The 11,858-nt window shown below is 53.3% G+C and carries 15 protein-coding genes; 5 read left to right on the top strand and 10 right to left on the bottom strand.

The features are described 5' to 3' along the window. Window positions 1-60 precede the first annotated feature (60 nt). Together GA565_RS04615 and mutY are read right to left on the bottom strand one after the other, a co-directional pair. Window positions 61-333 carry an oxidative damage protection protein gene (locus GA565_RS04615; protein ID WP_055781919.1) on the bottom strand — a complete coding sequence of 91 codons (273 nt, stop codon included), beginning with the start codon at window positions 331-333 and terminating at the stop codon, window positions 61-63. Between the two features lie 91 nt (window positions 334-424). Then, a complete protein-coding gene (gene mutY / locus GA565_RS04620; protein WP_152201312.1) occupies window positions 425-1,477 on the bottom strand; it encodes an A/G-specific adenine glycosylase in 1,053 nt (350 codons plus the stop codon). A 217-nt stretch (window positions 1,478-1,694) separates the two neighbouring features. On the opposite strand from mutY, the gene trmB reads away from it, so the two are divergent. From trmB to GA565_RS04640, 4 genes are all read left to right on the top strand, one after another. Then, entirely contained in the window at window positions 1,695-2,414 is a 720-nt protein-coding gene (trmB, locus tag GA565_RS04625) for a tRNA (guanosine(46)-N7)-methyltransferase TrmB (protein WP_152197531.1), read from the top strand. After that, window positions 2,414-2,740, top strand: a complete 327-nt coding sequence (locus GA565_RS04630) for a YggL family protein (RefSeq protein ID WP_055781908.1) — start codon at window positions 2,414-2,416, stop codon at window positions 2,738-2,740. The genes trmB and GA565_RS04630 overlap by 1 nt, the downstream gene beginning before the upstream one ends. 75 nt (window positions 2,741-2,815) lie before the next feature. After that, window positions 2,816-3,742, top strand: a complete 927-nt coding sequence (gene glsB, locus GA565_RS04635; protein WP_152197532.1) for a glutaminase B — start codon at window positions 2,816-2,818, stop codon at window positions 3,740-3,742. Window positions 3,743-3,801: 59 nt separating this feature from the next. After that, window positions 3,802-4,554, top strand: coding sequence for a DUF2884 domain-containing protein (locus GA565_RS04640; protein ID WP_152197533.1), 753 nt, complete (start codon window positions 3,802-3,804; stop codon window positions 4,552-4,554). Window positions 4,555-4,651: 97 nt separating this feature from the next. Here the strand turns inward: GA565_RS04640 and hemW are convergent, their stop codons facing one another. From hemW to GA565_RS04665, 5 genes are all read right to left on the bottom strand, one after another. Beyond that, the gene (gene hemW, locus GA565_RS04645; protein WP_152197534.1) at window positions 4,652-5,788 is read right to left on the bottom strand and encodes a radical SAM family heme chaperone HemW; all 1,137 of its coding nucleotides are present in this window, start codon (window positions 5,786-5,788) and stop codon (window positions 4,652-4,654) included. After that, window positions 5,781-6,389: an XTP/dITP diphosphatase gene (locus tag GA565_RS04650; RefSeq protein ID WP_152197535.1), complete on the bottom strand. Its 609-nt coding sequence runs from the start codon at window positions 6,387-6,389 to the stop codon at window positions 5,781-5,783. Before GA565_RS04650 ends, hemW begins: the two co-directional genes overlap by 8 nt. Before the next feature lie 94 nt (window positions 6,390-6,483). Next, window positions 6,484-7,038 carry a YggT family protein gene (locus GA565_RS04655; RefSeq protein WP_055781895.1) on the bottom strand — a complete coding sequence of 185 codons (555 nt, stop codon included), beginning with the start codon at window positions 7,036-7,038 and terminating at the stop codon, window positions 6,484-6,486. A 132-nt stretch (window positions 7,039-7,170) separates the two neighbouring features. Next, a complete protein-coding gene (proC, locus tag GA565_RS04660) occupies window positions 7,171-7,992 on the bottom strand; it encodes a pyrroline-5-carboxylate reductase (protein WP_152197536.1) in 822 nt (273 codons plus the stop codon). An 89-nt stretch (window positions 7,993-8,081) separates the two neighbouring features. After that, complete coding sequence (locus GA565_RS04665; protein ID WP_152197537.1) at window positions 8,082-8,795, bottom strand: YggS family pyridoxal phosphate-dependent enzyme; 714 nt, start codon at window positions 8,793-8,795, stop codon at window positions 8,082-8,084. 21 nt (window positions 8,796-8,816) lie between these two features. Here GA565_RS04665 and GA565_RS04670 point away from each other — a divergent pair, with 21 nt between their 5' ends. Next, the gene (locus tag GA565_RS04670; RefSeq protein ID WP_152197538.1) at window positions 8,817-9,809 is read left to right on the top strand and encodes a type IV pilus twitching motility protein PilT; all 993 of its coding nucleotides are present in this window, start codon (window positions 8,817-8,819) and stop codon (window positions 9,807-9,809) included. Between the two features lie 19 nt (window positions 9,810-9,828). On the opposite strand, the gene ruvX is transcribed toward GA565_RS04670, so the two are convergent. The 3 genes from ruvX to gshB form a co-directional block, all read right to left on the bottom strand. Beyond that, window positions 9,829-10,257 (bottom strand): Holliday junction resolvase RuvX, encoded by a 429-nt coding sequence (ruvX, locus tag GA565_RS04675; RefSeq protein WP_055781883.1) that lies wholly within the window; start codon window positions 10,255-10,257, stop codon window positions 9,829-9,831. Beyond that, window positions 10,257-10,820, bottom strand: a complete 564-nt coding sequence (locus GA565_RS04680) for a YqgE/AlgH family protein (RefSeq protein ID WP_055781880.1) — start codon at window positions 10,818-10,820, stop codon at window positions 10,257-10,259. The genes ruvX and GA565_RS04680 overlap by 1 nt, the downstream gene beginning before the upstream one ends. A gap of 73 nt (window positions 10,821-10,893) precedes the next feature. Further along, window positions 10,894-11,847: a glutathione synthase gene (gshB, locus tag GA565_RS04685; protein ID WP_055781877.1), complete on the bottom strand. Its 954-nt coding sequence runs from the start codon at window positions 11,845-11,847 to the stop codon at window positions 10,894-10,896. Window positions 11,848-11,858: the final 11 nt, after the last annotated feature.

Genomic DNA, 11,858 nt, shown 5'->3' on the forward strand with positions numbered 1-11,858 from the left:
ATAGGGCCATCGTCCGTTTAGACGCTAGCCCCAATCATAAATACCCGCGGGTATTGGGTTTTACTGTGAAGGTGGGGTGTAACCTTCAATATGCACATCATGGCCTTCGAACAAGAATTTGATCATCTCCTGCTCCAGCAGTTTGCGGTCTTCAGGATTCATCATGCTTAATTTTTTCTCGTTGATGAGCATGGTTTGTTTTTTCATCCACTCTGACCAGGCTTCTTTAGAAATCTCATTGAAGATACGTTTACCCACTTCGCCCGGATAGAGCTGAAAATCCTGGCCTTCGGCTTCTTTGTTCAAGAACGTACAAAAAATTGTTCTGCTCATACTTCATTCCTCATCAATGGCCTAGTGGCCAGACTCTACCCTGCTAAAAAATAATGTTATTTTTATTCAGCAGGTTAGGGTTAAAATTTTGTTATCGGGGCAGATCCTTTGCCAGCTGATTCAACAGACGCTCAACCGGAGCCGCTAGCCCGACAGACTGTGGCTGCGCTAAGTTATACCAGAGACCCGAGCCTTCATCCATGCAACCCGCTGCTGACTCGATATTTACCCACATTGGCACGATATCTAAGTGGAAATGACTGAAAGTGTGGCGAAAAGCAATCCCCTGCTGCATTGATTTGCGTGGTACGTCGTACTTCTTGCCGCCGATGATCAGCTCGTCTTCGCTGGTGAACTGCGGGAAACAGAACAGGCCGCCCCACAGGCCAACAGGCGGACGCTGCTCGAGCCAGACGTTGTTGCCCTGTTGAATCATCAGCATCCAGGCGGTTTTCTCCGGTAGCGTTTTTTTGGGTTTTTTACCCGGATAGTTGGCCCAACTGTGGTTGGCATAGGCGACGCAGCCAAAACTGAGTGGACACAGCTCGCACTTTGGCCGCGAACGGGTGCAAACCATCGCGCCGAGGTCCATCATTGCCTGATTAAACTGCTCAACGCCCACCGCTGGCGTGACGTCTTCACTGATTTTCCACAGCCGGTTTTCAACTTTTTTCTCGCCCGGCCAACCTTCAATAGCATAACAGCGGGCTAAAACGCGCTTAACATTGCCGTCAAGAATCGGATAGTGCTGGCCCAATGAAAGAGACAGAATGGCCCCGGCGGTGGACCTGCCAACGCCCGGAAGGGCATTAACTTCTTCAAAAGTGGTCGGGAATTCACCGTGATGTTGTGCCACAATAGTCTGCGCGGCCTTGTGCAAATTGCGGGCGCGGGCGTAATAGCCCAGCCCGGTCCACAGGTGCAGAACCTCATCGAGCGGAGCAGCTGCCAAGGCAGTAACGGTGGGGAAATTCTCCATAAAGCGCTGAAAATAAGGAATAACGGTCGCCACCTGAGTTTGTTGTAACATCACCTCAGAGAGCCAGACTTTATAGGGCGTTTTTTCGAGCTGCCACGGCAGGGTCTTGCGACCATAGCGTTGATACCAATCGAGTACCGCAGGCGCGAACCGATGCGCGTCCATCATAGGCGTTTTGCAGCCTCCGTCGGGGGGTTAAAATTCAGCTAAGGATTGCAGCATAGAGTCTGTGAGCTGTAAACCGGAACTTTCCTTCACTTGCATTCATTTACACGCAAAATGGTAACGAAGTATCCGATTTTAAACGATCGCTTGCTAAAGCTGGGTATCTTTGGATAATGCGCCTTTCCCTAAATTTATCGCCAGACAGATAGAAAGCATTATGAAAAATGACGTCATTTCACCGGAGTTTGATGAAAACGGTCGCGCCATGCGCCGTATCCGCAGTTTTGTACGCCGCCAGGGGCGTCTGACTAAAGGTCAGCAGCATGCGCTGGATACTCTCTGGCCGGTGATGGGCGTTGAATATCAGTCGCAGCCTGTCGAGATTGCCTCGCTGTTTGGTCGCGAAGCGCACACCGTGCTGGAAATTGGTTTTGGGATGGGCACCTCGCTGGTGACGATGGCCCAGCAGCACCCTGAACAAAACTTTATCGGTATTGAGGTGCATTCACCGGGCGTGGGTGCATGTCTGGCTACGGCTCAGGAAGAGGGCGTCGGCAATTTGCGCGTTATGTGTCACGACGCGGTTGAAGTGCTCGAAACCATGATCCCCGATGGCTCATTGGACATGGTGCAGCTATTCTTTCCTGACCCGTGGCACAAAGCGCGCCACAACAAGCGCCGCATCGTTCAGACGCCGTTCGTGGAACTGGTGCGCCGTAAATTGAAACTGGGTGGCGTATTCCATATGGCAACCGACTGGGAACCTTATGCCGAGCACATGCTCGAAGTGATGACCCGCGTTGAGACCTATGGCAATCTATCGGCGGAAGGCAACTATGTGCCGCGTCCAGAATCGCGCCCGGTAACCAAGTTCGAAATGCGTGGCCAACGTTTAGGCCACGGCGTATGGGATCTGATGTTTGAGAGGAAGCAATAATGGCTAAGAATCGTAGTCGTCGTTTACGTAAGAAGTTACACATTGAAGAGTTTCAAGAGCTGGGTTTCTCAGTAAAATGGCGCTTCCCTGAGGGAACTGACGTTGAGACTATCGACGCGGCGCTGGACACCTTCATCGAAGGCGCGATTGAGCCAAGTAAACTGGCCTTTGACGGCAGCGGTTATCTGCAGTGGGAAGGGTTGGTTTGCCTGCAGGAAATTGGGCTTTGCACCGACGAACATCGTGAATTGGTGAAAAAATGGTTGGAAGACCATAAAATGCAGGACGTTGAAGTGAGCGAACTGTTCGATATCTGGTGGGATTGATTTTCTCATTTTGAATCTCTGAATCAGTTATCTAAAGCGCCTTCATGGCGCTTTTATTATTTAAAGGGAATAACGGTGTCGACTGAATTAGATAACGGCCTGCTGGATGAGATCCTTTCACAGGTGCGGCCTTTGATTGGGCAGGGAAAAGTGGCGGACTATATTCCGGCGCTGGCGACTGTTGACCCTCAAAACCTGGGGATTGCAGTGTGCACGGTAGACGGCCAACAATTTTATGCCGGTGATGCCCACACCCGTTTCTCTATTCAGTCTATTTCCAAAGTGCTGAGCCTGACGCTGGCGATGAGCCGCTATGAAGAGCATGAGATCTGGCAGCGGGTGGGCAAAGAACCTTCCGGGCAGCCGTTTAACTCGCTGGTTCAGCTCGAGCTGGAAAAGGGCAAGCCGCGCAATCCGTTTATCAATCCGGGCGCGTTGGTCATTTGCGATATGCTGCAAACGCGTCTTGCTGCTCCCAAGCAGCGCATGCTGGAAGTGGTACGCCAACTTGCGGATGAACAAGACATTCACTACGATCCGCTGGTGGCACGCTCCGAGTTTGAACATTCGGACCGCAACGCGGCTATCGCTTATCTGATGAAATCATTCGGTAATTTTGAAAATGACGTCATCACCGTTTTGCAGACCTATTTTAACTACTGCTCGCTTAAGATGAGCTGCTGTGAACTGGCGCGTACTTTCCTTTATCTGGTTAACAAAGGCGTGCCGCCCGGCAGTGATCAACCGCTGATTGAGTCCTCTCAGGCTAGGCATATCAATGCGTTAATGGTTACAAGCGGCATGTACGACGGTGCTGGAGAGTTTGCTTATCGGGTGGGAATGCCGGGTAAATCTGGCGTGGGTGGTGGCATTATTGCCGTCGTGCCCGAAGAGATGTGCATTGCCGTCTGGTCGCCAGAGCTTGATATCGCAGGGAACTCTTTGGCAGGAACTGCTGCCTTAGAACTATTGGCGCAACGCATTGGCCGTTCGATATTTTAAATCAGTGCAGACAGACAGCCAGGCTTTGCCCGCTGTCTGTATGACCTAAGGGAGTTACAATGTTTACAAGAACGTCAGCAAAAGCGTTAACAAAAAGCGGATTGAAACACGGCCTGGTCGGTCTGATTGCCTTGACGGCGCTGCAGGCTCACGCAGAATTCCAGTGCAGTGCCAAGCCGCAGGACGACATTGTTATCAAGCCGCAGACGGTGCAGGTCGTGGGTGCCAGCGGCAATCTGCTGATTTCTCCCAACGGTGACCTGACCCAGAATGGAAAAGCGGTTTCTCTGACGGCTAAACAGCGTCAGGAAGCGATTGATTATCAGGCCGCGCTGCGTCGTGATTTACCGTGGATCGATCAGGGTGCCAAAGCACATCTTGAAAAGGCTCGCGTGGCGATGGACGGCGTTATCGTTAAGCAATTGGGGGCCGACAGTAACGTGCGCAATCGCCTGACCACCCTCGACGGCCAGCTTAAACAGCAGATGAACCGCATTATCGAGCATCGTTCAGACGGCCTGACTTTTCACCATCAGGCTATCGACAAAGTGCAGCAGGACGGTCAACACCTGGTTGAGCAAACCATGGGTGGCGTAATGCAGGACAGCATGAATGAAATGGGCACGCGTCAGGTTACCAGCGGCGGCAATCCTCTGCAGGCGATGATGAGCAATCTCGGCGGGCTGCAGCAGGCGGTTCAGGCCGAGTGGAAGAGACAGCAGAGCGAGTTTGAAGGTTTTGGCCACAGTGTCTGTAATCGTGTGACCTCGCTTGAAGAGCAGCGCCGAGAACTGTTGGCCGATATTAAGTAATTCTAAAGCGTTTGTTTTGGGTGCCGCGACGCCCCGCACCCTAGCCCTAACCTTCCCGCTCTTTTCAGTGAGGGAAGGTTAGGATGGGGGAGCACGACTAGTCAGCCAAAAAAAGTTCCAGCAGTGAGTTCAGGAACAACTTTCCCTTCTCGGTTATCTGCCAGTGTGTGGCCGTTTCAACCAGGTACTCCTTGGCGATTGCATCGTCGAGCTGCGCACGAATAGCAGACTCGTCCAATCCAGTATAAATCGCAAACTCTTCACGCGGTGCTGCTTCAAGCAGTCGGAATCGATTCATAAAGAACTCGAACGGCAGCTCTTTGCTCTCAACCTCGTGCTGTTTGTCCATGTAACGACCCTGCATGTAGCCACGCGGATGTTTGGTTTTCACCGTGCGCAGAATGCGGCCATCGGACTGAGTCAGCTTGCCGTGCGCGCCACAGCCCACGCCGAGGTAATCGCCAAAGCGCCAATAATTAAGGTTGTGCTGGCACTGATAGCCCGGCTTGGCATAGGCCGAGGTCTCGTACTGCTGATATCCGGCGGCAGTCAACAGCTGGTCGCCCTGCTCGAAGATGTCCCACAACGCATCGTCGTCCGGCAATACCGGCGTTTTGTAGGCAAACAAAGTGTTGGGTTCAATGGTCAGCTGATACCAGGAAAGATGCGGCGGGTTGAGCGCAATGGCCTGACGCAAATCGTCGAGCGCCTGTTCCAGCGTCTGGTTCGGCAGGCCGTGCATCAGGTCGAGGTTAAAGCTGCGCAGGCCTAAGTCGGTCGCCAGATGCGCCGCACGTTTAGCTTCTTCCGGCCCGTGGATACGGCCAAGGCGCTCCAGTTTTTCAGCGCTGAAGCTCTGCACACCGATGGAAATACGGTTCACACCGGCGCGCTGATAAGCACTGAATCTGTCGGCTTCAACGGTGCCCGGGTTCGCTTCCATCGTGATTTCAGCATCGGCAGCCACTGGCAGGCGGGCGCGAACGCCGTCGAGCAGGTTTTGCATCGCTTCGCTGCTCAGCAGGCTCGGTGTGCCTCCGCCAATAAAAATAGTCTCTACCGTGCGCCCAGAAGTCAGATGCAGGTCGGCGTCCAGGTCCGCAAGCAGATGGGCTACGTAGTCATCATGCGGCACCTCGCCCTTGAGGGCGTGCGAGTTGAAATCGCAATATGGACATTTTTGAACACACCACGGGATATGCAAATAAAGGCTTAACGGCGGGAGCTTACGCATTTTTTTCAGCAGCCCCGGACATGGCTTGCAGTAACTGAGCCAACGCCAGGCCACGGTGAGACACCGCGCTTTTTTCTTCGCGCGTCAGCTCTGCGGCAGTTTTGCCCAAGGCGGGAACATAAAAGATCGGGTCGTAACCAAAGCCACCTTCGCCCGCGGGCGAGCGAATGATTTCACCGGCCCAGCTGCCGTGACAAACCAGCGGCGTAGGGTCTTTGGCGTGACGCATATACACCAGCACACAGTGGAACTGTGCCTGACGCTGGCCTTCCGGCACGTTTTTTAGCGCATCCAGCAGTTTTTCGAGGTTCTTCTGATCAGTAGCACCTTCACCGGAATAACGCGCAGAGTAAATTCCCGGTGCACCACCGAGAAAATCGACCGCCAGTCCCGAATCATCAGCGATGGCAGGCAATCCGGTTATCTCGGCTGCATGACGTGCTTTAAGGATTGCGTTTTCGATAAAAGTCAGACCGGTTTCGTCGGCGTCATTAACGCCCAGCTCGGTTTGCGCCACAACGTCAAGACCAAAGTTGGCGAGTATCGAGGCGAGTTCACGCACTTTTCCGGGGTTGCCAGTGGCCAGTACTACTTTTTGCATTTCTACTTCCTGAAATTAAAATATTTACGCGGCGGACAGCACGACGAGTTGATAAACAACCCGCGACTGCCCGCCGCGTTTTAGCGACTGCGGATCACAGCAGGAACCAGAGCTCGCCCAACAAATCCATGCCGAGATAGTTCAGCATATAAAGAATGAGAATAACCACCATCGCTGAGAAGTCGATGCCGCCCATCGCCGGAATAATTCGACGAATGGGTGCCATCAGCGGCTCGGTCAACTGCATCAGCACGTAATCCATCGCGCCGCGTCCCTGACTAACCCAGCTCATGAGTGAGCGGATAATGATAAGCCAGAACACCAGATAACCGGCGGACTTCACCAACGCAATCAGGCCAAACAGCAGGTTATACGGACTCAGCGATATTCCACCGCCCTGAACCAGCAGCAGCAGCGGGTACTTAATCGTCATCAGCAGGAAAGCCAGCAGCAGCGATGCACTGTCTATAGGCCCCAGCGGAGGAATGACCCGGCGCATCGGCGCAATGATTGGCTGGGTTATTTTAACAACAAACTGCGAGAATGGATTGTAAAAATCGGTCCTCGCCCACTGCATCCAGATGCGTAAAAGTAAAACCATGACATAGAGGTCAATCAGTGTCTTGACCAGGAAAGTCAGCGTGAGCATAAATAACCTTATTCTTGTGATCGATAATCCAAAGCTTTACTTTGAATTACTTCAATTTTTTCCCTAAACGATGTTGACCTGAAACGACAGGCCAACGTTAAAACTAACAGCTAAAATATTTACAGCGGCAGACTAGAAAAGTTTTTCCATTTCCTGTGCGCGGGTAATCGCAGCCTGCATTGCCTCGGCAACGATAGCCGACAGTTCGCGCTCATTAAATACTTTTAATGCTTCAAAGGTGGTGCCGCCTTTGGACGTCACGTTTTCACGCAGCGTAGACAGTGGTGTTTCAGGGTTAGCTTCAACCAGCGCCGCCGCGCCACTCGCCGCCTGTTGCACCAGCAGACGTGCAGTATCAGCACTCAGACCTTGACGCTGTGCTTCCTGCTGCATCGCTTCCATAAACAGGAAGAAATAAGCTGGCGCACTGCCCGCCGCGGCAATAACGTGATTGATCCCTTCTTCGGTGTCAACCCAGCACACTTTACCTACCGCCGACATCAGCTCGCTGCTGAAATCTCGGTCCTGCTGGCTGACCTGCTCTGACGCATACAGCCCGCTCATGCCTTTACCCACCAGTGAGGGCGTATTAGGCATCACGCGCACAATGTTCAGCCCGTTGCCCAGCAGCGCGATGAAGCGCGCCACGCTCACGCCAGCGGCAATCGACAGCACCAGCTTACCGCTGAAATCGACTTGCTTATGCAGCTCGCTGCACACGTCGGCCATCAGCTGCGGTTTAACGGCCAACACGACCACGTCGGCTTCTTTGGCACAGGCAATATTATCGCTGCTGCTGCGAGTGCCGTATTTTTCTGCCAGCGCGTCACGATTTTTACCAGAGGGCGCGCAGACACTGATCAAATTAGCCGGATATCCGCTGGTAACCAGTCCTGCGATAATTGCCCCTGCCATGTTACCGGCGCCAATAAAGCATATTTTACGATGTTGCATGATGAACAGTGCTCCTTTCTACCCGCCGTACTTAACGCTGTAGCGATGCTGCAGGTCCCGGTACTGGGTTCGCAGTTTTTGAAATTATCTTACGCCGAATAGTCACGGGCACCGAAAATAGCGGTGCCGATACGGACCAGGGTGCTGCCCGCGGCGATGGCGGCGGGCATGTCGTCGGTCATTCCCATTGAAAGCGTATCGACCTGAGGATAGTGCTGCTTCAACTGGTCATAAGCCTCAGTCATTTGGCTAAAAACGGCCAACTGACGCGAATATTCACTCTCGGCGGCCGGGATCGCCATTAACCCGCGCAGGGTAAGATTTGGCATAGCGGCAATCTCTGCGGCCAGCTGTGCGACTTCGACCAGTGTGATCCCCGATTTACTTTGCTCATCGCTGATATTCACCTGGATCAGCACCTGCAGAGGTGCTTTACCCGCAGGGCGCTGCTCGTTAAGGCGTTGAGCAATCTTCAGGCGGTCAATGGTATGGCACCAATCAAAGCTCTCGGCGACCAGGCGACTTTTATTGGACTGTAAAGGGCCAATAAAGTGCCAGACCAGCGGCGGCTGATGACCAGCAAAGGCGGCCACCTTTTCCACGCCTTCCTGAACATAGTTCTCACCAAAGGCCAGTTGCCCGGCGGCGATCGCTTCTTCGATAGCGCTCGCAGGCTTGGTTTTGCTAACGGCAAGCAGAGTGATTTCTTCTGGAGCGCGCGCGCAAAGGGCGGCAGAAGAAGCGATACGCTCTCTGACTTGCTGTAGATTTTCCGCAATAGCTGAATGCTGACGTTCGTTCATATTGGCTCAGGAGATTTTCAAATGGATATCAATAATTTTGTGGAGCTTAGTGTAAAGCAAAATGCTTCAGATCTGCACCTTTGTACCGGACAACGTCCGATGTTACGCATTGACGGCGAGCTGACGACCGGCGAATTCAGCGTACCTTTAAGCCATGAGCAGCTGTTGGCGCTGAGCGAAGCTTGGCTCGACAGCAGTCGATTATACGAGCTGCAGCATAAAGGTCAGGCGGACGCCGCAGTGACGCTCGCCAGCGGCAGGCGCGTGCGGGTCAATTTTTTTCGCCAGTCTGCCGGGCTTTCTCTGGCACTAAGGCCGCTGCCCCAGCACTGCCCAAGTCTTATCAGTCTGCAGGCTCCCGAGGTGTTGCGTACCCTCAGTGAGCTGCAGGACGGTCTAATTCTGATAACCGGTGCCACCGGTAGCGGTAAATCGACCACGCTTGCCGCCGTGATAGGCCACCTTAATCAAACTCTCACTCGGCACATTATCACGTTGGAAGACCCGATTGAATTTTTGCATACTAGCCAACGTTGTTTAATTCAGCAGCGAGAAATGGGCACCCATACGCCCTGTTTTACCGAGGCGATACGCGCTGCGCTGCGTGAGGACCCAGACGTGCTGCTGCTGGGGGAACTGCGCGACACGCAGAGTATCAGGCTGGCACTCACAGCGGCAGAAACCGGGCATCTGGTATTGGCTACGCTGCACGCCCGCCACGCCGCTCAGGCGGTAGATCGATTGATTGACGTTTTTCCCGCCGAGGAAAAAGCCTTTGTGCGCGCCCAGTTAGCGGGCAGCCTGCGCGGGATTTTGGCGCAAAGGCTCGTGGTTAGCAGGCAAGGGGGAAGGGTTGCGCTGTATGAGATGCTGACTTCAACCCCGGCGGTGTGTAATTTGATTCGTGAGGGTAAAACGCATCAGTTGCAGGACAGCCTGCAAACCGGTTCAGGGGCCGGAATGCAGACCTTTGAGCAGAGCAGGCAGCAGCGGAGTGATTCAGGATTGCTTTAAGGCTGAGGGAAATGGCCCTTTAGGGCTTATTCCATTGATTCTCAAACCAGCTTTCAAGAATAATCACCGCCGACGCGGCATCAACGCTGCCTTTGTCCAACGCACGAAATCCCCCGCGCTCGAACAAGTCCGCGCGTGCTTCAACCGTGCTGAGGCGCTCATCGTGCAGCTCAACCTGAACGCCAAAACGGCCATGCAGGCGGTTGGCGAATTTGCGAGCTCTGGCAGTCAATGGCTGCTCGGTGCCGTCCATATTAAGCGGCAGGCCAACGATAACCAGGTCAGGCAGCCACTCTTTAAGCAGTTTTTCGATTTTCTGCCAATCTGGCGTGCCGTCCTGCGCTTTGAAGGACGTTAGCGGGCGCGCAGTACCGGTCACTTCCTGGCCGATAGCCAGGCCGATACTTTTAGTGCCAAAGTCGAAGGCAAACAGCGTGCGGTTGCCCATTATGCGTGGCCTGCGTGGGTGGCAAGCTGGCTGACTTCAATGCCAATCATTTTGGCTGCTTCACGCCAGCGGTCGGCAATCGGCGTTCTGAAAATAATATCGCTGTTGGCTTCGATGGTCAGCCAGCTGTTATTTAACAGCTCCTGCTCTAGCTGACCCTGTTCCCAGGCCGCATAGCCCAGCGCAACCAGCACGTCTTTCGGTTGGTCAGGGGTGCCTAAGGTTTCAAGCACGTCTTTCGAGGTGGTTATCATTGTGTGTTCAGAAATCTGAATACTTGAACCAAAGCCTTTACGCGGCGTATGCAGAATGAATCCGCGATCGTCAGCCAGCGGGCCACCCGAAAATACGGGACGGTCGAGGTTAATCGCTGGGTCACGCGGCATTGGGTTGATGTCTAACTTATCTAATACATTCTTGACGGTAAAATCGTCGACAAGTTTATTGATCACCAGGCCCATTGCGCCGTCGTCGTTGTGTTCACACACGTAGATAACTGAACGTTTGAACAGAGGTTCTTCCAGTCCAGGCATGGCAATAAGAAAGTGATGCTGTAGATTCATAAATGTTTGAATACTTTATTGTTGGCTATAAAAATAGCAGGCGGCAAAGTGTCTTGCCGCCATTAATGACATATTAACGTGCTGCGAGACGGACTTCGATGGCATCCATCAGCATTCCGGTAATGGAGATATCCGGGAATGCGGCTTCGATTTCACGTACACAGGTTGGGCTGGTCACGTTAATTTCGGTCAGACGATCGCCGATGATGTCCAGGCCGACAAAGATTAGGCCTTTTTTCTTCAACGTAGGAGCAACGGCGCGCGCAATTGCCCAATCGCTTTCACTTAACGGACGCGCTTCGCCACGGCCACCGGCGGCCAGGTTGCCACGGGTTTCGCCCTGTGAAGGGATCCGCGCTAGGCAGTAGGGCACAGGCTCGCCGTCGACAACCAGAACGCGCTTGTCGCCGTCTTTAATGGCGGGCAGGTAATTTTGCGCCATGCAATAGCGGCTGCCGTGTTCGGTCAGGGTTTCAATTACCACCGATACGTTGGCGTCTTCCGGCTTGAGACGGAAAATCGACGCGCCACCCATGCCGTCGAGCGGCTTGAGGATGACGTCGGTATGTTCTTTGTAAAAAGTTTTCAACTGGGAAGCATTACGCGTGACCAGCGTGTCCGGCGTTAATTCAGGGAACCAGGCGGTGAACAGCTTTTCGTTACAGTCGCGCAGGCTCTGCGGTTTATTAACGATTAGCGTGCCTTTCTCTTCTGCGCGCTCAAGAATATAGGTCGCGTAGATAAACTCGGTGTCAAACGGCGGATCTTTTCGCATCAGCACAACGTCGAGGTCATGCAGCGCGATGTCCTGCTCGTCGCCGAACTGATACCAGTTTTCGTAATCTTGCTTAACCAGCAGCTTGCGGGTTTGTGCACGACCTTCTCCGCCGCGCAGATAAAGAGAGTTCATCTCCATATAATGCAGTTCATAGCCGCGACGCTGAGCTTCCAGCAACATGGCGAAGCTGGTGTCTTTCTTGATATTGATGGATGAAATCGGGTCCATCACGATGCCAAGCTTAATCATCTTCTCTCCTT

This window comes from Rouxiella sp. S1S-2 (genome assembly GCF_009208105.1).
Taxonomy (GTDB): Bacteria; Pseudomonadota; Gammaproteobacteria; order Enterobacterales; family Enterobacteriaceae; genus Rouxiella.